The organism is Sphingopyxis granuli NBRC 100800 (assembly GCF_001591045.1).
Classification (GTDB): Bacteria; Pseudomonadota; Alphaproteobacteria; order Sphingomonadales; family Sphingomonadaceae; genus Sphingopyxis; species Sphingopyxis granuli.
Window position 1 is genome coordinate 14,856 of record NZ_BCUA01000040.1, and the last position, 19,568, is coordinate 34,423.

Here is a 19,568-nt window from a genome sequence, read left to right on the forward strand (position 1 = left end):
ACCATCGCGGTTCCGCGCCCTTCTTCGTATGGTGCATCCGGAAGGAGGGTTCCTATTCGGCGACGCCGAAGGTCAGGCCGACGACCTTCTCCACCATCGTCTCGTCCCATTCGACCCGGTGATCGAGGATCAGCATGGCGAGGCCGTGGACCACGGCCCAGGCGTGGAGTGACGCGGGTTCGGGATCGTCGAGATCGGGCAGCGCCTGCGCCACCCCGGCGCGCAGCAGATGATAGGCGGTCTCTCCCCCGTCGGCACCGCCGTCGCGATAACGCTCCGGCATCTGCCGCGTGAAGCTCAACCGGAAGATCGCGGGCTCGTCATGCGCGAAGCGGACATAGGCGATGCCGGTCGCAAGGAAGCCCGCCTTGCCGCCGCCCGCCTTCAGCCACGCCTGCGCCTGAAGCGCGCCCAGTCGCCGCAGCCCTTCGTCGGCAAGCGCGTCGAGCAACGCCTCTTTGTCGGGGAAATGGCGATAAAGGGCAGTGGCGCTCACCCCCACGTCGCGCGCCAGTGCGCGCAGGCCCAAGTCGCTCCCGTCGCCTTCCGCCAGCCGTTTCATCCCCGCCGCGATGACCGCCGCGCGCAGATCGCCGTGGTGATAGGAGCCGCCCCGCGGCACGGTGCCCTCCGCGTCCGGTGCCGGCGCGGCCAGGCCGCTTTCCAAGTTGACACTGTTATCATCGCCTGCCATGTTGCCACCGTAAACATAGCGACTCGATCGCGCAAGCGCAGAGTCCGGACCGAGGAGCAGAGGAGCACTGCCATGGCCAGCAACGTCGAAAATCTGATCCGCAGCGCGGTGACCAAGGGTATCACCAAGGTGGCGGACTATAATCGCAGGCGCCTGCCCCAACCGACCGACGCGCATCCCTATCTGACCGGCATCCACACGCCGATGACCGAGGAACTGACGCTGGAGGCGCTGCGCGTCGAGGGCGATATTCCCGCCGCGCTGTCCGGCCGCTACCTGCGCAACGGCCCCAATCCGGCTCTCCCCCCCGATCCCGCGAGCTACCACTGGTTCACGGGCGCCGGAATGGTCCATGGCATCCGCATCGCGGACGGCCGGGCGCACTGGTACCGCAACCGCTGGGTGCGCGGGGCCGAGGCGTGCGAGGCGCTCGGCGAACCACTGCCGCCCGGACCGCGCGGCGACCGCAACGATGCGCCGAACACCAATGTCGTCGGGCTGGCCGGGCGGACCTTTGCGATCGTCGAGGCGGGCGGCAAGCCGGTCGAACTGTCCGACACGCTGGACAGCATCGCGCACAATCCGTTCGACGGCACGCTCGCCGGTCCCTACAGCGCGCACCCGCACCACGACCCCTTCGCCAACGAGACGCATGCGGTCACCTATGCCGGGGGCGAGCCGAACCGCGTGTGGCACGTCGTCCTCGACGCCGACGCGCATGTGATCCGCGAAGAACCGGTCGCGGTCAGCGACGGGCCGTCGATCCACGACTGCGCGATTACCGAACATTATGCGCTGGTCTTCGACCTGCCCGTCACCTTCTCGATGAAATCGCTGCTCGCCGGGCACAGCTTTCCCTATGCGTGGAACGAGCGTCATCCGGCGCGGATCGGCCTGCTGCCCCGCACCGGGCGCGGCGACGACATCGTCTGGGTGCCGGTCGATCCCTGCTATGTTTTTCACCCTGCCAATGCGTTTGAGACGGCGGACGGCAAGGTGATCGTCGATGTCGTCGCGCACGACACGATGTTCGCGCGCTCGAAACGCGGCCCCGACAGCGAGCGGTCGCGGCTCGAACGCTGGACGATCGATCCCGCGGCGCGGACGACGCTGCGCACGGTCATCGACGACCAGCCGCAGGAATTCCCGCGTTACGACGAGCGGCTGACGACGCGCCCCTATCGCTATATCTACAGCGTCGCGCTGTCCGAAAGCGCCGGCGCCGAGATGGCGATCGCCGAGACACGGCTGCTGCGCCACGATCTGGAGAAAGGCACGACCGAAGCGCGCGACTTCGGCCCCGGACGCCATCCCGGCGAATTCGTCTTCGTGCCGCGCGCGGCGGCGGGCGCGGAGGATGACGGCTGGCTGATCGGGCTGGTCGTCGACATGAACGACCAGACGACCGAACTGACGATCCTGAACGCCGACGACTTCAGCGGACCGCCGCAAGCCGTCGTGCATCTGCCGCACCGGGTGCCGCCGGGATTCCACGGCAACTGGGTCGCCGACTGACGCCTTCGGGCGGACGCAGCAGCGCCCAATCTTCGCCCAGCCGCCTCAGGACAACGGCTCATCGTGGAAATCGGTTGTTTTGGGCAGCGCTTTGCGCGCGCCATCCGTTCGATTGTCACTATGACAAGACATATTGCCCTCTCCCGCCCCGCCACGAGCGCGATTGCCGCGCTCTTGGTCCTGTCCGCCCCTGCCGCTTTCGCGCAGGAAGCGCCGACGGCGCCTCCCACAATATCCCCCACGATGCCGATGAGCCCGCCGGTCGCCGCACCGACCGTTCCGGCACCCGGCCCGGCCGCTTCCACGGCCCCCGTCGCCACGCCGCCCGCGCCGCCCGCGCCGCAGCCGGTGATCCGCGTTCCCCTCGATATCGCGCCGCCCGACGAGGCGGACACGCCCAAGGCCGAACCGAAGGCGGCAGCCGCAGCGGCCCCGACACAGGCGCAGCGTGCCCCGGCACGGCCGCGCGCGGCAGAGTCCGCTCGGGCCGCCGCCGCGCCGGCGCCCGTCGAAACAGCCCCCGCTGAAACGGCGCCAGCCGCCGAGATGACAGCGGCCGCTCCGCTTGCCGCAGCCCCCGCGACCGTTGCGCCGCCGGCCGAGACCATGGCCGAACCAGTTGCGCAGCGCGCGACGGGCAATGACTCCTTTCCCTGGGAGATCGTCGGCGGCGCCGCGGCCTTGCTGGTGATCGGCGGCGCCGGCCTCGCCTTCGCACGCCGCCGGCGTACGGCGGATGAGGAAGAAGCGTTCGACACCGTCTTCATCGACGATGCCCGTGCAGCCGATCCGGTCCCGGCGGTTCCCGCACCCTCGCCGACGCCGCCGAGCGCGCCCGCCTTTGCCGCAACCCCTGCTGCCGGCATGGGTCGTCACGAAGCGATGGCGATGGCCGGCCCTACCCCGGGCAACCCCTTCGTCACGCTCCGCAAGCGCCTCGTGCGCGCACGCTTCCTCGATCGACAGGACCGCGCCCGCTACGACGCCATGCTCGCGGGCCAGAAGGACCTGCGCCGCAAGCCGGTGAGCGCGTGGGAGGTTTCGCAGCGCCCCGCCCCGGCCCCGGTGGCCGAGCAGGAGGTACGCCGGCCGGCGCCGGGTCGTCTCGGCGAGACGCGCCGTCCCGGCCTGACCCGCGGCTGACCAACAGAAAAAGGGCGGCGCCATACGGCACCGCCCTTTTTCTTTAGCGGAAGCGGCGGGACAGGCCCGCCGCGACCCGCACGACCGATTACTTGAGTTCGACGGTCGCGCCGGCAGCTTCCAGCTTCTTCTTGATTTCTTCGGCTTCCGCCTTGTTGGCGCCTTCCTTGACGGCCTTCGGCGCGCCTTCGACGAGCGCCTTGGCTTCGCCCAGGCCCAGGCCGGTGATCGCGCGGACTTCCTTGATGACGTTGATCTTCTGACCACCGTCGCCCGTCAGGATGACGTCGAATTCAGTCTGCTCTTCGGCAGCCGGAGCGGCGCCACCAGCGGCGGGAGCGGCAACCGCAACCGCGGCGGCGGCCGAAACGCCCCACTTCTCTTCGAGCAGCTTCGAAAGCTCGGCGGCTTCCAGAACGGTCAGCGCCGACAGGTCTTCAACGATCTTGGCAAGATCAGCCATGTTCATTCTCCATATGGGACCGGGAAAACCCGGTGAATTGTTGCAGATAGATAATCAGGTAAAAGACTTATGCCGCTTCCTTGGCACCATAGGCGCCAAACACCCGCGCAAGCTGACCCGCCGGGGCTGCCGCAATCTGGGCAACCTTGGTGGCCGGGGCCTGAACCAGGCCGACCAGCGTGGCGCGCAGTTGGTCGAGCGACGGCAGCGCCGCAAGCGCCTTGACGCCTTCCACGTCGAGGACTACGTCCCCCATGCCGCCGCCAACGATCTCGAGCTTGTCGTTGGTCTTGGCAAATTCCACCGCAACCTTCGCAGCAGCCACCGGATCGGCGGATGAAGCAATGGCCGTGGGGCCGGTCAGCAGATCGCCGATACCGGTATAGGGCGTGCCGTCGAGCGCGATACGGGCGAGACGGTTCTTCGAGACCTTGAAGCTCGCGCCGGCGTCACGCATCTGCTGGCGAAGCACCGTCGACTGGGCGACGGTGAGGCCCAGGTTGCGAACAATCACAACCGAGGCTGCATTCGACAGCGTAGCGTTCAGCGCGGATACGGCTTCGGCCTTTTGAGCACGATCCATGCCTTGTTTCTCCACTCATGCCCGAAAGCCCGCGCACCGGAATGCGCGCGCCGCCGGGCGGCTGACACACGCGCGGACAGACACGGGACGCATCCCGCCGATCCGCGCGCAACGATGTCCGATGGGGGCGGTCAAGCCGCGAACGCCGGGCGGAGCCAGGCGGGCGACCGATAAAGACTGTTCCCCGTCTAGGCTGGAAATTAAGCGGGGCAAATCCCCCGCACCAACGGTCTCGGACGGAATTGCCGGGGCCGGGGCCCTGACAACACGGGGGCGCTCATAGCGGCGCGGCGCGCAAAGTCAAGGCGTGGGGGGTCATTAGGATGTCGTGCGCCTACCTGATCTCCCCTCCCGCCTGCGGGAGGGGAGTCAGATCTCAGCCGCCGCATTCAAAATGACCCGGCGCCACATGAAACTCATCATTCGCCCTTGCCAAAATCTATTTAAGATATATCTTAGAAACATCTTGAAACACATAAAGGAAAGATATCATGCATTTTCATCGACATAAGGACGGCTGCGGCAAACGGCACGGCATGCATCGCGGCGGACGCGGCTTCGGCCATGGGTTTGGTCCGGGCTTCGGCGGCCGGCGCGGCCATGACGACGGCGCGCGCGGTCCGCGTCGCCGCATGTTCGACAGCGGCGAACTGCGGCTTGTGCTGTTGAAGCTGATCGCCGACGAACCGCGCCACGGTTACGACTTGATCCGCCGGATCGAGGAACTGACCGGCGGCACCTATGCGCCGAGCCCGGGCGTCGTCTATCCCACCCTTACCCTGCTCGACGACATGGGGCAGATCGAGGCGCAGCAGAGAGAAGGCGCGAAGAAGCTGTTCGCGATCACCGCCGCCGGCGAAGAGGAACTGGCGGCGAACCGCGAGCTCGTCGAAGCGCTGATCGCGCGCCTTGCCGCGATCGGCGAGGAGCAGCAGCGCACCGACAGCGCGTCGGTCCGCCGCGCGATGGGCAACCTGCGCGCGGTGCTCGTCAACCGGCTGCGTTCGCGCGACCTCGACGAGGCGACGGTGCACCAGGTCGTCGCGCTGATCGACGAGGCGGCGCAGAAGATCGAGCGGCTGTGACGGAGGAAGCGACGAGCGCCGCCACCGCCACGGTGCCGACCGGCCACGCCAGCCGCTACCTCCAGCAGTTATGCAAGCATTGGCAGCATAATCTGGCGGTCGAGTTCACCCCCGATCGCGGAACGGTCGTGTTCCCGCGCGATGTGCGCGGGGCCGACTGGCCCGGCGACGCGCGCGTCACCTTCGACGCCACCGCCGCCGCGCTGACCGTCCGCATCGACGCCAGCAGCGCCGAGCATCTCGAAGCGCTGAAAGAGGTGGTCGCCCGCCACCTCGACCGCTTCGCCTTTCGCGAGGCGCCGCTGGCCTTCGACTGGCGCGCGCCCGAAGATCAGGGTTTCAGGCCGAACCGCGCGTAATCGCGTTCGAGCGCGGGGGACAGCTGGCGGGCAACCGCCAGGTCGGCCGCCGCTCGCTCGCCATGGCCCAGCCGCTTGTTGACGATCGCACGCAGCAGGCGGCTGGAGGCGAGCGCCGGAATTTGCGACAGCGCCGCATCGAGGTCGCGCAGCGCATCCTCGTCGCGGCCGAGCCGCATCCACACGAGCGCGCGGCTGTCGAGGATGTTCGCCGTGCTCTCGCTCAGCTCGATCGCCGAGGTGCAGTCCTTGAGCGCAGTGTCGATCGCGACGTTGCGCGTCGCCTTCACCCAGCAGCGCGCGTTGAGCAGCGCCGGCGAGCCCGGCTTCTCCCCGATCAGCGCGTCGAACGCGTCGATGGCGGCCTGCGCTTCACCGAACTCGCCGACCATCGCCGCCTTGGCGAAGCGGAAATCGTCGCGCGCCTTGCCGCCCAGCGCGATACGCTCGTCGAGCAGCCGCGCCGCCCGGTCGACATCGCCCTGCGCGGCGACCAGCCACGCCAGCGACGATATCGCGGACGCCGACGATGGGTCGAGCTTGCGCGCCTCCTCAGCGTCGGCGATCGCGCCCGTGCTGTTGCCCAGCTCCTTGCGGACCGCCGACCGCTCCAGATAGGCATCGACCGAAGGAAGCAGCGCGATCTGCCGCGTGAGCATCGCCTCGGCCGCCTTGAAATCGCCGATGCCGCGCTGGAACGACGTGGCGCTGGTCAGCGCGGTGATATTCTCCTCGTCCGCCTTGGCGGCATTGGCCGCATAGATCGCCTTGATCGCGTCGAGCTGCGACGTCGAAGCCGCCCCGGCGAGGTTCCAGCGACGGCGCGCGTCCTCGGGCGCGATCATCCGCGGCGCCTGCCCCAGCATCGTCGCGACCCGGTCGCGCTCTCCCGCGACCTGCGCCGCCGGAATCTCGATGCCGGAGGTCGCCAGCGTCTCGTCGACGGTGACGATGCCGTCGGCCAGCGTCACCGATCGCTGCACCTCATATCCGCCATAGCGGCCGTCGAGCGCCCCTTCGCCTTCGATCCGATACCCGCGCCCACCGTCGGGCAGACGGATGCGAAGGCGGTAACGGGCGCGATCGGGACCCGGCGTCGCCACGGGAATCTCGGCCCAGGCGGCGCGCGCGCGGTCGGGCGCGAACGCCACGATATCGGGAATGCGCGCCAGCCAGCGCTCGGTGCGCTTGTCGACGCGATCCCACGCGCTGCCGAACACGCCGCGGGCACGGATCGAAATGCTGCCGTCCTCGACCGCCGGCGTTACGGTCACATCCTCGAACTGGGCTTCGCCGACATATTCCTGCAGCAGGCGCTGGGTCAGGTCGCGGCTCTCCTTCGCGCCGAGCTGCGACGAGGCCAGCGTGAGCAGGCTCGCAAGCTGGCCGCGCAGCGTCATGTCGACCGTCATAACCGATGGCAGGTCGACGCTGGTGCTTTCGTCGGCGTCGAGGGCGAGATCGACGATCGGCCGCGCCGGCGGGCGCGCGTCGATCCGCTCCAGTTCCGCGCCGGCCGCCCGCACCGGCAGCACATGACCGAAAGGCGGCGGGTCGCCAAGGTCGGGCAGCCTGGTGCCGAGCGCCGTGCCGTCCAGCCACAGCGCCCTGCCCCCGACATGCGCCCGCACGAGGATATGGTTGAACGCGAGCACGCTCGGAATCCGCGAGGGGATCGCGTCGCCGAGCTGGGCGTGCGCCATCATCGGCTCCGCGTCAATCTCCATCGCGTGCAGCATGGCGAGCAGCAGCAAGGTCTTGGCCTTGCAGTCGCCATAGCGCGCATCCCACGTTTTCGCGGGGGTCTGCGGTACATAATTGCCACCGTCCATGCCGACCGCCAGATAGCGGACCTTGTCCTGCACCAGTTGCAGCGCCATCGCCGTCCGGCGCAGCGGATCGTCGGTCGCCGCCATGATCCGTTCCACCTCGGCCGCGATCGGGCTGCCGTCGGCGATCGTCCCCTCGGTCGCATAGAGCGGCGCCATCACCTTCGACACATCGTCCCAGCCGGTAAAGGTCGAGGCCTCGACCATCGGCGGCCGGCGATAGCGGATCGGCGCATCGTCGGGCATCTCGGGCTGCTTCGCCAGTGGCAGTGCGATAGGCAATTCCATGAAATCGCCGTTGCGCCGCGGCGCGGCGTCGACGCCGCCGGTCAGCGCCTGCCACTTGAGCGGCTCGTCCTTGCGCCACGACAGGCGATAGGACGCCGACGCGACGCGAACCGGTTCTGCGAGCAGCGGGACGGCGAGCTGGCTGCGCCCGCCGAGCGCCGCATCCTTGCTCGTCGTCGACATGCGCAGCCGCAGCGTGTCGCCGACCCGCAGCCCCTCGACCGCCAGCGCCGCCGACAGGATGCCGGTCAGTTCGCGCTGCTCGAGCGCCTGCTCACGGCGCAGCACGGTGAATTTCTGCCCGTTGGCGAGCGCGTCGATCTCTGTCCCGTCACGGAGGATGACGAGCTGGTGGATGATCAGGTCGCCCTTGTCGGGCGACCAGGGCAGGACGATGTTGCTGCTTTGCGACAATTCCTCGGGCGTGCCGATCTTCACCGCCGTATCGCTGAACGCCCAGACGGTGGGCCCGTCGACGCGCTGCTGGATGTCGAGGACGAGCAACCCGTTCGGCGCGCTCGCCATGTCGGGCAGCTTGACGGGCGTCACCCATTCGGGCGCCGGCCGGTAAAGCGGTTCCTCGCCCGCCGATGCCGCGCCCGCCGGCAGCGCCGCCGCCGCCACGACCAGCATCCGCCCCCAACACCGCATCATTACCTCCCCCCGTGTGGATACCATGCCCTCGACCGCATGGGCGCCCCGCCCGATGCGGCCGAACCGACCTCAGCTCGCTGCCGCCGCCAGCGCGCGCTTGCGCGCATAGAGGAAATAGACGGCGAGACCCGCCGCATTCCACACGCAGAACCAGATCTGCGTATTCACCGGCAGGCTGAAGAAGAGATAGACGCAGCCGAGCATCGCGACGATGCCGACCACCCACGGCATCGGCGCGCGGAAGGTGCGCGGCGCATCGGGCGCGCGGCGGCGCATGATGAGCATGCACAGCGAGACGGCGGTGAAAGCGGCGAGCGTCCCCGCGTTGGCGAGCGCGGCCAGTTCGCCGAGCGGGATGAAGCCCGCCAGCACCGCGACGACGAGCGCAGTGAAGATGGTGATGCGCACCGGCGTCCCGCGTCCCGACAGCTTCGCCAACCCTTCGGGAAGCAGACCGTCGCGCGCCATGGTGAAGAAGATGCGGCTCTGGCCATAGAAAAAGGCTAGGATCACCGTCGGCAGCGCGATCACCGCCGAAATAGCGAGATAATGCGCGGCGAGCGGCTGCCCGAGCTCGCGCAGGATCAGCGCCAGCGGTTCGGGGCTATTCGCGAAGCGGCCATAGGCGACCGCACCCACCGCGGCGACGGCCACGGCGATATAGATGGCGACGCAGGCGATCATCGACCCGACGATTCCGATCTTCAGGTCGCGGTCGGGGTTCTTGGTCTCCTCGGCCGCCGTCGCGATGGCGTCGAAGCCGTAGAAGGCGAAGAAGATGATCGCCGCGGCCGCCATCACCCCGCGCTCGACGCCGTCGGGGCCCATGTGCTTGGCGAAGCCATAGGGGCTGAACGGCTCCAGGTTCGCGGCATCGAAGGCAGGCAGCGCGACCGCGACGAACACGGCGAGCGCCGCGATCTTGACGAGCACGAGGATCGCGTTGACCGTCGCGCTCTCGCGCGTGCCGTACAGCAGCATCCCGGCGACGAGAGCGATGATCGCGATCGCCGGCAGGTTGACGATGCCGCCGAGTTCGGGCCCCTGCATCAACGCCATCGGCATGCCCGCCCAGGATTGCAGCAGCGGCGCGGCATAGCCCGACCAGCCGACCGCGACCGCGCTGACCACCAGCGAATATTCGAGGATCAGGCTCCACCCGACGATCCAGGCGATCAGTTCGCCGATCACGACATAGCTGTAGGTATAGGCGCTTCCCGATGCCGGGATCATCGTCGCCATCTCGGCATAGGCGAGCGCGGCGCAGGCGCAGATGATGCCCGCGACGGCAAAGGACAGGATCACCGCCGGTCCGGCCTTGTCGGCGCCGACCCCGATCAGCGTCAATATGCCCGTGCCGACGATCGCGCCGACGCCCAGCGCCACCAGGTGCGGCCAGCTCAGCGTGCGCACCAGTTGATCGCCCCGCCCCTCCGTCTCGATTACTTTGCGGCGCAGCAGGCTGTCGGACATGCGTTGTTCCCCTCTCTGGTTTGCGGTCTTGTGGAGCGGCGGCGCGGCGAAGGCAAGCGCCGCTTCACCGCGCCTGGCGATCGATCGCCGCGGCGCGCAGCGTCAGCGCGGCGGCAAGTCCGATCGCGGCGCCATAGGCGAGCACGCCCCACTGGATGACCGCGACCGCGCCCAGGATAGCGCCGCCGGTAAGCCCAGCCCACAGCGCCAGATGCGGCCACCAGCGCGCGTCGCCTTCGCCGCGCAGCCGGTTGGCGAGCTTGTAGCCGGTCTGGACGAGCGTGCCGGTCATATAGGTGACGCCGACCACCGCGCCGTCGCGCCCGCGGAACGCCGCATTGACCACCCCCATGGCGAGCGTCAGGCTCAGGACCGCGGGCCAGACCGCATCGACCGCGCGCAGCCCCGCGGCGGCGCACAGCAGCAGCGTCGCGCACGACAGCACCGCGGGCGTCCGGACGCTGCGATACTGTTCGGCGACGAGCGAACCGGCGACGACGCCGGCCACGAAGGTCGCGATCAGGCCGCCGGCGATCGCCGCGCCGCGCGTCCCCTCCGCGACCCCGACCGCGAAGCGCGTCGAGTTGCCCGTCATGAAGGAGACGAAGAAGCCGGCGGTCTCGACGAAGCCGATGGCGTCGACGAAGCCCGCCAGCGCCGCCACCCCGATTGCCAGTGTCTGATAAGCGCGGTCGAAACGGATCATCGGTGTGTCAAAGCAGGGCCTCGATCGCCTCGGCCAGCCGGGCGTCGCGCTCCGACAGGCCGTTCGCGTCGTGCGTGGTCAGCAATATGTCGACGCGGTTGTATACGTTCGACCATTCGGGATGATGATCCATCTTCTCCGCGACGATCGCGACGCTGGCCATGAAACCGAAGGCCTGCGCGAAATCGGCGAACTGGAACCGTCGCACGATCGCGTCGCGGTCGGGTTCGTGCCGCCAGTCGGGGAAGCGGGCGAGCAGCGCGGCGCGCGCCGCATCGTCGAGTTTCTGGACCACCTGTTCTTCTCCCGCTGGTCAAGGCCGCGCGCCCGCCATAAGGAAGGGCGCGATGACCGACAAGACCGTCCTTTCCGACCTGCCCGCCGGCTGGACCGGCGGCGCGCCCGACGCCGACGCCTTTCATGCGATGGCGCAGGCGGCGCTGGCGACGCTGCCCGACGTTTTTCTGCAGCACATCCGCGACGTGGTGATCGCGATCGAGGAATTCGCCGACGATGCGACGCTCGCCTCGCTCGACATCGAGCATCCCTATGATCTGACCGGCCTGTACGAAGGCCGCCCGCTCACCGAACGCAGCATCGACCACAGCGGCGGCATGCCCGACCGCGTGACGCTCTATCGCATCCCGATCCTCGTCGAATGGATCGAGGGCGGCGAACGGCTAGACTGGCTGGTGCGCCATGTGCTGATCCACGAGATCGGCCATCATTTCGGCTTCTCCGACGACGATATGCACGCGCTGGAAGACATGGCGTGACCGACGCGCTGCTGCGCCTCCACCGCGTCGCCTGCATTCGCGGCGACCGGCTGCTGTTCGAGGGGCTGTCGCTGACGCTGGCGCGCGGCGAGGCGCTATGGCTGCGCGGGCCGAACGGCACGGGCAAGTCCAGCCTGATCCGGCTCGCGGCGGGGCTGCTGCGCCCGGCCGCCGGAACCGTGGAGCGCCATGAACGCATCGCGCTGATCGACGAGGCGACGGCGCTCGACGCCGAACTGCCGCTGCGCCGCGCGCTCGACATCTGGGCGCAGATCGACGGCATCGACGGACCGATGGTGGCGCGCGCGATGGAGGCGATGGCGCTCGCCCCGCTCGCCGAAGTGCCGGTGGCGATGCTGTCGACCGGCCAGCGCAAGCGCGCCGCGATGGCGCGCGTCATCGCGAGCGCGGCACCGATCTGGCTGCTCGACGAGCCCGCGAACGGCATGGACGACGCGGCGCGGGCGCGGCTCGTCGCGGCCATCGCCGCGCACCGCGCGAACGGCGGCGCGGTGCTGCTGGCGTCGCATTTCGCGCTGGGGATCGAAGGCATGGCGGAACTCGACTTGGGAGCGCTGGCATGATCCCCGATCAACCCCACCCCCGTTCCGTTCGCCCTGAGCTTGTCGAAGGGCCGTTCTTTCCTTTACCCTCGAAAGAAGGAAGAACGGTGCTTCGACAAGCTCAGCACAAGCGGATTTGGGGCGGCAATGCCACGGGAAAGGACCGATGACCGCCCTCCTTACCCTGTTCTGGCGAGACCTGCGCCGCGCGTGGGGCAGCGGCGCGCTATGGTTGCCGGTTGTCTTCTTCCTGCTCGTCGCGACCGCCTTTCCCTTCGCAGTCGGCCCCGACGCGCCGCTGCTCGCGCGCACCGGCGGCGGCATGGTGTGGGTCGCGGCGCTGCTAGCGGCGCTGCTGCCGATCGACCGCCTCGTTCGGCCCGACCGCGAGGCGGGGGTGCTCGACCAGCTCGCGGTGCGCGGTTTCGCCGACGAGATCATCGCTGCGATCAAGATCGCCGCCCACGCCATCGGCTTCGGCCTGCCGCTGCTGATCGCGCTGCTCCCCGCGGCGGCGCTGCTGGCGCAGGACGGCGCCCGCGTCGAGACGTTGGCGACCGGCCTCGCCATCGCCATCCCCGCCCTCGCCTCGCTCGCGGTGCTGAGCGCGGCGCTGACGGCGGGGCTGAAAGGCGGCAATGCGATCGGCGGCCTGCTGGTGCTGCCGCTGGCGGTGCCGCTGCTGATCTTCGGCGCCGGGATGCTCGACCCCGCCGGGCGCGGCGCCGTGAAACTGCTCGCCGCGTCGAGCCTGCTGCTGACGGTGATCGGCCCGTTTGCGGCAGGGGCGGCACTGCGGGGGTTGAGAGAGTAAGGAGCGATCCAGAAGCAGGAATGGGCCTATCCTTTCATCGTCATCCCGAACTTGATCCGGAATCCACTCATCCGACACTGGCCTGAGTAGATCCCGGATCAAGTCCGGGATGACGAGAAGAAGATCGACATACGCATTTCCCAAAAGAAAAGGGCCGAGGTTTCCCCCGGCCCTTCCCCAAATCTTGGTGGTGCGGATCAGGCGCCGATTTCGGCGACGTCGATCTTCACGCCCGGGCCCATCGACGACGACAGCGCGATCTTGCGGACATATTTGCCCTTCGCGCCGGCCGGCTTCGCCTTGACGATCGCATCGACGAAGGCGTCGAAGTTCTGGCGCAGCTTGTCCTCGCCGAACGACAGCTTGCCGAGGCCGGCGTGGATGATCCCCGCCTTTTCGACGCGGAACTCGATCTGACCGCCCTTGGCCGCCTTCACGGCTTCGGCGACGTTCGGGGTGACGGTGCCCAGCTTCGGATTCGGCATCAGGCCCTTCGGACCCAGCGTCTTGCCGAGGCGGCCGACGATGCCCATCATGTCCGGCGTCGCGATAACGCGGCCATAGTCGAGGTTGCCCGCGAGCATGTCTTCCATCAGGTCCTCGGCCCCGACCTTATCGGCGCCGGCGGCGAGCGCCTTTTCGGCATTGTCGCCGCGCGCGAAGACCGCGACCTTGACGTCCTTGCCGGTACCGGCGGGCAGCGTGACGACACCGCGCACCATCTGGTCGGCGTGACGCGGGTCGACGCCCAGGTTCATCGCGATCTCGAGCGTTTCGTCGAACTTCGCCGAGGCGAGTTCGCGCACCGTTTTCAGCGCGTCATCGACGCTGTGCAGCTTCGTCGCGTCGACCTTGCCCTCGAGCGCCTTCTGCTTCTTGGTCAGCTTTGCCATCGGTTCAGCCCTCCGTCACTTCGAGGCCCATCGAGCGGGCGCTGCCTTCGATGATCTTCGTCGCCTGTTCGATATCGTTGGCGTTCAGATCCTTCATCTTCAGCTCGGCGATCTCGGCGAGCTTCGAGCGGGCGATCTTGCCGGCGACGAGCTTGCCGGGTTCCTTCGAGCCCGACTTGAGGTTCGCCGCCTTCTTGATGAGGTAGGTCGCCGGGGGCGTCTTGGTGACGAAGGTGAAGCTCTTGTCGGCGAAGACGGTGATGATCGTCGGGGTCGGCTGACCCTTTTCGAGCCCGTCGGTCGCGGCGTTGAACGCCTTGCAGAACTCCATGATGTTCACGCCGCGCTGACCCAGCGCCGGCCCGAGCGGCGGCGAGGGGTTCGCGGTCCCCGCCGGAACCTGCAGCTTGATATAGCCGCTGATCTTCTTGGCCATGATGGCCTCCTTTCTTTCTGTCGGCGCGCCGCGGACGGCGAGCCTCAAAATAAGCGGTCGAACGGAAGGGCATCACCCCTCCTCCCGCGCGGATTCGCGCCCGTATCTGACACGAAGCGGCGCGCTTAGGCGCAAATGCCGCCGAAAACAAGCCCGATCGTCACCCCTGAGGGCGGTAGCGGACCAGTCCTTCCTGCGCCGCGTGCGCGATCAGCGTGCCGTCCTGACGATAGATCGCCCCGCGGCACAGCCCACGGTCGCCGCCCGTCCACGGGCTGTCCATCACGAAGACGAACCATTCGTCGACCCGGATGTCGCCGTGGAACCACATCGCGTGGTCGAGACTGGTCGACACCATCCCCGGCGTCCAGAAGCTCACGCCGTGCGGCAGCATCGCGGTGGACAACAGCCCCATGTCGGAGGCGAAGGCCAGGAAACCGCGATGAACGAGCGGATCGTCACCGATCGGCGCGGCAACGCGAAACCACTGATAATGCTGCGTCGCCTGCGCCGAAGCGGGCGGGCGATAGCTGCGGATCTCGAACGGCCGGCGCCGCGACATGTGGGCGAGGTGGCGTTCCGAGATGTCGGGATCGGCGGCGACGAAATCGGTGAAGTCCCAGCACTGCTCGGGCGGCAGCAGATCGGGCATTGGCACCTGGTGCGCCAGCCCCTCGGCGGGGAACTGGAAGGAGGCGGTCAGGTTGAAGATGACCCTGCCGTCCTGCCGCACGACGACGCGGCGGTTCGAGAAGCTGCGCCCGTCGAAATCGCGGTGGATGCGGAAATGCAGCGGCTTCGTCTCATCGCCGCCGCGCAGGAAATAGGCGTGGAGCGAATGGATCTGCTTGCCCGTTTCGACCGTGCGCGCCGCCGCGACCATCGCCTGCGCGATCACCTGCCCGCCGAAGATGCGGTCGCGCGCTGTGGTGGGCAGTGCCGGAAAGGTGAACTCGTCCTCGACCCCGGGAACGGGATCGAGGTCGAACAGGCGCATGACGGCGCCGACGACCGTCTCGGCCGAAACGCCGGCGTTGATCTCGCGCGCGCGGGCGATGCGCGCCTGAAGCTCGGAAGGAGAGAGGGATGTCACGGTCATGCCCCTTTTCGTCATCCCGGCGAAAGCCGTGATCGCTTGCGTTGCCGCAATCGCCAACGGCCCCGGCCTCGGCCGGGACGACGCTTACTTCATCCGTTCGACCTGCTCGAAATCGAGCTCGACCGGGGTCGCGCGGCCAAAGATCGACACGCTGACCTTGACGCGCGCCTTGTCGAAATCCAGTTCCTCGACGACACCGTTGAAGCTCGCGAACGGGCCTTCGAGCACCTTGACCTGATCGCCGATCTCGTAATCGACGCGCACCTCGGTCTTGGGCCGCGCCGCGGCCTCTTCCTTGCTGTTCAGGATGCGCGCCGCCTCAGCCTCGCTGATCGGCTGCGGCTTGCCCGACGAGCCGAGGAAGCCGGTGACCTTCGGCGTGTTCTTGACGAGGTGATAGACGTCGTCGGTCATCGTCAGCTTGGCGAGCACATAGCCGGGAAAGAATTTGCGCTCGGCCTGCACCTTCTTGCCGCGCTTCACCTCGGTGACGGTCTCGACCGGCACCTCGACCGCCTCGACGAAATCGCCGAGCCCCATGCGCTCGGCTTCCGCGAGCACCGAATCGCGGACCTTGTTCTCAAAGCCCGAATAGGCGTGAATGATGTACCAGCGCGCCATGATGCGTGTCCTGTCCCCGAAATCCGAAAAAGCGCGGCTCAGCGCGCGAGCGACGTCAGCCAGCTAACGATGAACTGAAAAACTGAATCGATGCCCAGAAAGAAGAAACACAGGATCACCGTCATGATCAGCACCATGATCGTCGTCCGCACCGTCTCGCTGCCGGTCGGCCACACGATCTTGCGGGCTTCGGCGCGCACCTGATTGAGGAATTCGGCCGGGCTGTTCTTGGCCATGTCGATCGTCCTGTCTTTCAAACGTCCGTGGTCCGGGTCAGATGGGTTGCCACCCGCTACGCGTCAAGCGCGCTTTCGGGCACCACTCCGCCCACCCTCCCCGACAGGTCGGGAAAGGCGGATGGAAAACGGCGCATCTGTCCGAATGGGCGGCCTTTACCCGCGCGCCCCGTCCTTGGCAAGTGTGCCCGTGACCGCCGAAGATTACGGCCGGCCGGTCGGACAAAATACACAATCCCTAATAATATATTAATAAATATTTTTCAGGAACAATATATATCGACTGAACTGCCTTAATATTCTATGGTTTCTCCGTAAACGCATAGGTCCCCAAGCGCTCTTTCGGGTCGCCATGAAGAGGAAAAGCCTATGACCATGTCTCGCGCTCCCACGCCGCGGCCTGCGGATGCGAGTGCCCCCATCGAGGACCGCCGCGGCGGAAATCGTCATTGTACCGTGTTCCGTATCGCGAAGATCGCGCGCGAAGGCGACGCAGGCCTGTGGCGCGTGCGCAACATCTCCGACAACGGCATGATGCTGGCGACCAGCGTCGCCGTGGAAACGGGCGAGCGGCTGGAAATCGCACTATCCGAAGAGGTGGTACTGACCGGCGAGGTCGTCTGGGCGCGCGAGGGGCGCTGCGGCGTCGCCTTCGACGCGCCGGTCAATGCGCTCGACATCCTGCGCCAGCTGGCCGCAGAGCGGCAGTCGGGCGAATATCGCCCGCCGCGCCTGCCCGTCCAGGGCCGCGCGCTCGCAGTGACCGACGATGGCGAGTTTCCGGTCGAGATCGAGAATCTGTCGCAGAACGGCGCCGGCATCATCCACGACGGCCGGCTCGAAGCCGGCACCGAACTGACGCTGGCGCTGGGCGAGGACGTCCGCCGACGCGGCATCGTCCGCTGGTCGCGCAAGAATCGCGCCGGCATCTGGTTCGCCTCGCCGCTCGGCGGCGCCGACCTCGAAAGCATCCGCCGCTTCGAATCCTGAAGCGCCTCCCGCCTGGCCGGACCATAGGGGCCAGGCGCCTTCGCTTTCCACGTCACCAACGCCTTCAGACGGGCGACGCCAGCTTCATCAGCAGCAGGCCGCAGACGATCAGCACCGCGGCCGCGATCCGCATCGCGCTCATCGCCTCGCCGAGCACGACGACGCCGACCACGAACGCGCCGACGGCACCGATTCCCGTCCAGATCATATAGGCGGTTCCCAGCGGCAGCGCCTTCATCGACAACGACAGCAGGCCGAAACTGGCCGTCATCGCGACCAGCGTGACGAGCGACGGACCCAATCGGGTGAAACCGTCGGATTGCTTCATCGAAAAAGCCCAGACGATTTCGAGTATGCCGGCAATCGCAAGATAGACCCAGGCCATGGGGCAGCCTCCTTCAACAGGCTGCCGGGCCGTCCCGGACATGAAACCCGCACGATGCGGGCGAGGACGTGGCCTCTTTGGCGGCCTGGCAGGGGCAGCAGGATTCGAACCCGCGACCCTCGGTTTTGGAGACCGATGCTCTACCAGCTGAGCTATACCCCTAGGCCGGACAGCGCCCTTAGCCGCAACGGGCAGGAGTGCGCAAGGGGATTGCGAGCGTGGATCGCAGGTCCCGTCTGAAATGGCTGCGAAGAGTTGCCTCCCCTCCCGCAGGCGGGAGGGGAGGAAAGACAATCGCGATTGCCTGGATCACGGCCATGCCGATGCATAGCTTGCAAAGCACCCCCGGGCTGATATGCGCGGACCCGCATGACCGCCGCCCGCCCCTTCGACGTTCCGCAGCATTATCTCGGCGGCATCGCGCTCCGCCTTCTCGCCATGCTCAGCCTGTCGCTGATGTTCGTGCTGGTGAAGCTGATCGACGCGGCGGGCATCCATATCGTCGAAAGCCTGTTCTGGCGGCAGGCGATCGTCCTGCCGATGCTGGTCGCCTGGGCGATGACGCACGGCGGGCTGTCGCTCTATCGCACCAACCGGCTCGGCACCCATGCCCGCCGCGCGATGATGGGGCTGACGGGGATGGCGCTCAATTTCGGGGGCATGATCTTCCTGCCGATGGCGGAGGCGACGACGATCAACCTGTCGGTGCCGATCTTCGCGGTGATCTTTGCCGCGATCTTCCTGGGCGAACGCACCGGCTGGCAGCGGGGAAGCGCGGTGATCGTCGGCTTCCTCGGCGTTCTCGTCGTGCTCAACCCGACCACCGTCGTGTCGAGCGGCTTTGCCGGCGAGCACGGCATGGGCACGCTGATCGCACTGGCGGGTGCGATCATGACCGCGCTCATCACCATCCAGGTCCGCGATCTCGCGCGCACCGAAAGCCCGATGGCGATCGTCTTCTGGTTCAGCCTGATCTCGCTGGTGCCGCTGGGGCTCGCCCTGCCCTTCGTGATGACCGCGCACAGCCCCGCCGAATGGGCGCTGCTCGCGGGGCTCGGCGTGCTCGGCGCGGTGGTGCAGATGGCGCTGACCGGCGCGTTGCGGCTCGCCCCCGTCGCGGTGGTGATGCCGATGGATTATTCGAGCCTGCTCTGGTCGATCGCATGCGGCTGGTATTTCTTCGGCACGCTGCCCGCCGACACGACCTGGGTCGGCGCGCCGCTGATCATCGCGAGCGGCCTGTTCATTGCGTGGCGCGAGCATCGCCTCCATATCGAGCGGCAGAAGGACATCACCGCATGACGCGACCGATCCTCTATCATTGCGCCGACGCGCGGTCGCTGCGCTGCCTGTGGGCGGCCGAGGAAGCGGGGATGGCCATCGATCTTCGCCTGCTGCCCTTCCCGCCGCGCGCCTTCGCGCCCGACTATCGCGCGGTGAACCCGCTGATGACGGTGCCGGGCTGGGTCGAGGACGGGCGGCTGATGACCGAATCGGCCGCGATCTGCGAGCGCATCGCCGAAGGCACGCCGCTGGAGGTGCGCCGCGAAGAGGGGGATTACTGGGCGTGGCGCAACTGGCTGCACCGCAGCGACGCGACGCTGACCTTTCCGCTTGCGATTATGATCCGCTACACGCGCGTCGAGCCGCCCGAGCGGCGGCTGGCGCAGGCAGTCGCCGACTACAAGGCCTTCTTCGGAGGGCGCGCGCGGAGCATCGAGGCGGCGCTGTCCGACGGCCGCGACTGGCTGGTCGCCGGACGTTTCACCATCGCCGACATCGCGATCGGCTATGCCGCCTTCCTCGCCACGACGCTGGGCGCCGACGACGTGCTGGGCGAAGCGACGACCGCCTGGCTCGCACGCTGCACAGCGCGCGACGGGTTCCGGCGCGCACGCGAACGCCAGAAGGGGTAAGCGCGCCCGTCGCGGGACGATCCCGCCTCATCCTGCATTCTCCAATT

Annotated in this window: 23 protein-coding genes and 1 tRNA gene; 10 read left to right on the plus strand and 14 right to left on the minus strand. The window is 67.9% G+C overall.

The genetic code is table 11. The annotated features are described in order from the left end of the window. Window positions 1-52: 52 nt before the first annotated feature. Complete coding sequence (locus SGR02S_RS10940; RefSeq protein ID WP_067109283.1) at window positions 53-694, minus strand: TetR/AcrR family transcriptional regulator; 642 nt, start codon at window positions 692-694, stop codon at window positions 53-55. Between the two features lie 72 nt (window positions 695-766). Between SGR02S_RS10940 and SGR02S_RS10945 the strand changes: the two genes are divergently transcribed. Both SGR02S_RS10945 and SGR02S_RS10950 read left to right on the plus strand, forming a co-directional pair. Continuing rightward, window positions 767-2,209, plus strand: a complete 1,443-nt coding sequence (locus SGR02S_RS10945; RefSeq protein ID WP_067109288.1) for an 8'-apo-carotenoid 13,14-cleaving dioxygenase — start codon at window positions 767-769, stop codon at window positions 2,207-2,209. Window positions 2,210-2,458: 249 nt separating this feature from the next. Next, the gene (locus SGR02S_RS10950) at window positions 2,459-3,352 is read left to right on the plus strand and encodes a hypothetical protein (protein ID WP_156483053.1); all 894 of its coding nucleotides are present in this window, start codon (window positions 2,459-2,461) and stop codon (window positions 3,350-3,352) included. 88 nt (window positions 3,353-3,440) lie between these two features. Here SGR02S_RS10950 and rplL read toward each other — a convergent pair whose 3' ends face one another. After that, window positions 3,441-3,815, minus strand: coding sequence for a 50S ribosomal protein L7/L12 (rplL, locus tag SGR02S_RS10955; RefSeq protein WP_067109294.1), 375 nt, complete (start codon window positions 3,813-3,815; stop codon window positions 3,441-3,443). A gap of 67 nt (window positions 3,816-3,882) precedes the next feature. Next, window positions 3,883-4,398: a 50S ribosomal protein L10 gene (gene rplJ / locus SGR02S_RS10960; RefSeq protein ID WP_067109297.1), complete on the minus strand. Its 516-nt coding sequence runs from the start codon at window positions 4,396-4,398 to the stop codon at window positions 3,883-3,885. A gap of 491 nt (window positions 4,399-4,889) precedes the next feature. Between rplJ and SGR02S_RS10965 the strand changes: the two genes are divergently transcribed. Both SGR02S_RS10965 and SGR02S_RS10970 read left to right on the plus strand, forming a co-directional pair. Then, window positions 4,890-5,483 carry a PadR family transcriptional regulator gene (locus SGR02S_RS10965; RefSeq protein WP_419964906.1) on the plus strand — a complete coding sequence of 198 codons (594 nt, stop codon included), beginning with the start codon at window positions 4,890-4,892 and terminating at the stop codon, window positions 5,481-5,483. Continuing rightward, complete coding sequence (locus SGR02S_RS10970) at window positions 5,480-5,842, plus strand: DUF2218 domain-containing protein (RefSeq protein ID WP_067109300.1); 363 nt, start codon at window positions 5,480-5,482, stop codon at window positions 5,840-5,842. Before SGR02S_RS10965 ends, SGR02S_RS10970 begins: the two co-directional genes overlap by 4 nt. Here SGR02S_RS10970 and SGR02S_RS10975 read toward each other — a convergent pair. The 4 genes from SGR02S_RS10975 to SGR02S_RS10990 form a co-directional block, all read right to left on the minus strand. Then, complete coding sequence (locus tag SGR02S_RS10975; protein ID WP_255211448.1) at window positions 5,815-8,613, minus strand: DUF3857 domain-containing protein; 2,799 nt, start codon at window positions 8,611-8,613, stop codon at window positions 5,815-5,817. The genes SGR02S_RS10970 and SGR02S_RS10975 overlap by 28 nt on opposite strands. A 69-nt stretch (window positions 8,614-8,682) precedes the next feature. Then, complete coding sequence (locus tag SGR02S_RS10980; protein WP_067109306.1) at window positions 8,683-10,086, minus strand: amino acid permease; 1,404 nt, start codon at window positions 10,084-10,086, stop codon at window positions 8,683-8,685. Between the two features lie 64 nt (window positions 10,087-10,150). Continuing rightward, entirely contained in the window at window positions 10,151-10,792 is a 642-nt protein-coding gene (locus SGR02S_RS10985) for a YoaK family protein (RefSeq protein WP_067109309.1), read from the minus strand. A gap of 7 nt (window positions 10,793-10,799) precedes the next feature. Then, window positions 10,800-11,087: a 4a-hydroxytetrahydrobiopterin dehydratase gene (locus SGR02S_RS10990; RefSeq protein ID WP_067109312.1), complete on the minus strand. Its 288-nt coding sequence runs from the start codon at window positions 11,085-11,087 to the stop codon at window positions 10,800-10,802. Window positions 11,088-11,139: 52 nt separating this feature from the next. On the opposite strand from SGR02S_RS10990, the gene SGR02S_RS10995 reads away from it, so the two are divergent. The 3 genes from SGR02S_RS10995 (at window position 11,140) to SGR02S_RS11005 (ending at window position 12,945) form a co-directional block, all read left to right on the plus strand. Next, a complete protein-coding gene (locus SGR02S_RS10995) occupies window positions 11,140-11,568 on the plus strand; it encodes a metallopeptidase family protein (protein WP_067109316.1) in 429 nt (142 codons plus the stop codon). Further along, window positions 11,565-12,152 (plus strand): heme ABC exporter ATP-binding protein CcmA, encoded by a 588-nt coding sequence (gene ccmA / locus SGR02S_RS11000; protein ID WP_067109320.1) that lies wholly within the window; start codon window positions 11,565-11,567, stop codon window positions 12,150-12,152. Before SGR02S_RS10995 ends, ccmA begins: the two co-directional genes overlap by 4 nt. 145 nt (window positions 12,153-12,297) lie before the next feature. Then, complete coding sequence (locus SGR02S_RS11005; protein WP_067109323.1) at window positions 12,298-12,945, plus strand: heme exporter protein CcmB; 648 nt, start codon at window positions 12,298-12,300, stop codon at window positions 12,943-12,945. Between the two features lie 197 nt (window positions 12,946-13,142). Here the strand turns inward: SGR02S_RS11005 and rplA are convergent, their stop codons facing one another. The 5 genes from rplA to secE form a co-directional block, all read right to left on the minus strand. Then, window positions 13,143-13,838, minus strand: coding sequence for a 50S ribosomal protein L1 (rplA, locus tag SGR02S_RS11010; protein ID WP_067109326.1), 696 nt, complete (start codon window positions 13,836-13,838; stop codon window positions 13,143-13,145). A gap of 4 nt (window positions 13,839-13,842) precedes the next feature. Then, window positions 13,843-14,274, minus strand: coding sequence for a 50S ribosomal protein L11 (rplK, locus tag SGR02S_RS11015; protein ID WP_067109329.1), 432 nt, complete (start codon window positions 14,272-14,274; stop codon window positions 13,843-13,845). A gap of 160 nt (window positions 14,275-14,434) precedes the next feature. Beyond that, complete coding sequence (locus SGR02S_RS11020) at window positions 14,435-15,373, minus strand: acyl-CoA thioesterase (protein ID WP_104959780.1); 939 nt, start codon at window positions 15,371-15,373, stop codon at window positions 14,435-14,437. Between the two features lie 84 nt (window positions 15,374-15,457). Next, window positions 15,458-15,994, minus strand: coding sequence for a transcription termination/antitermination protein NusG (gene nusG, locus SGR02S_RS11025; protein WP_067109332.1), 537 nt, complete (start codon window positions 15,992-15,994; stop codon window positions 15,458-15,460). 38 nt (window positions 15,995-16,032) lie between these two features. Further along, window positions 16,033-16,230 carry a preprotein translocase subunit SecE gene (gene secE / locus SGR02S_RS11030; RefSeq protein WP_067109334.1) on the minus strand — a complete coding sequence of 66 codons (198 nt, stop codon included), beginning with the start codon at window positions 16,228-16,230 and terminating at the stop codon, window positions 16,033-16,035. Window positions 16,231-16,686: 456 nt separating this feature from the next. On the opposite strand from secE, the gene SGR02S_RS11035 reads away from it, so the two are divergent. Beyond that, on the plus strand, window positions 16,687-17,220 hold the full coding sequence (locus tag SGR02S_RS11035; RefSeq protein WP_255211449.1) for a PilZ domain-containing protein: 534 nt from the start codon (window positions 16,687-16,689) through the stop codon (window positions 17,218-17,220). 64 nt (window positions 17,221-17,284) lie between these two features. On the opposite strand, the gene SGR02S_RS11040 is transcribed toward SGR02S_RS11035, so the two are convergent. Together SGR02S_RS11040 and SGR02S_RS11045 are read right to left on the minus strand one after the other, a co-directional pair. Next, window positions 17,285-17,605 carry a DMT family transporter gene (locus SGR02S_RS11040; protein WP_067109341.1) on the minus strand — a complete coding sequence of 107 codons (321 nt, stop codon included), beginning with the start codon at window positions 17,603-17,605 and terminating at the stop codon, window positions 17,285-17,287. Between the two features lie 86 nt (window positions 17,606-17,691). Next, window positions 17,692-17,767 (minus strand) — tRNA-Trp (locus tag SGR02S_RS11045). Between the two features lie 207 nt (window positions 17,768-17,974). On the opposite strand from SGR02S_RS11045, the gene SGR02S_RS11050 reads away from it, so the two are divergent. After that, window positions 17,975-18,907, plus strand: a complete 933-nt coding sequence (locus SGR02S_RS11050) for a DMT family transporter (protein ID WP_067109344.1) — start codon at window positions 17,975-17,977, stop codon at window positions 18,905-18,907. Further along, the gene (locus tag SGR02S_RS11055; RefSeq protein WP_067109348.1) at window positions 18,904-19,521 is read left to right on the plus strand and encodes a glutathione S-transferase family protein; all 618 of its coding nucleotides are present in this window, start codon (window positions 18,904-18,906) and stop codon (window positions 19,519-19,521) included. Before SGR02S_RS11050 ends, SGR02S_RS11055 begins: the two co-directional genes overlap by 4 nt. The last annotated feature ends 47 nt before the right edge of the window (window positions 19,522-19,568 follow it).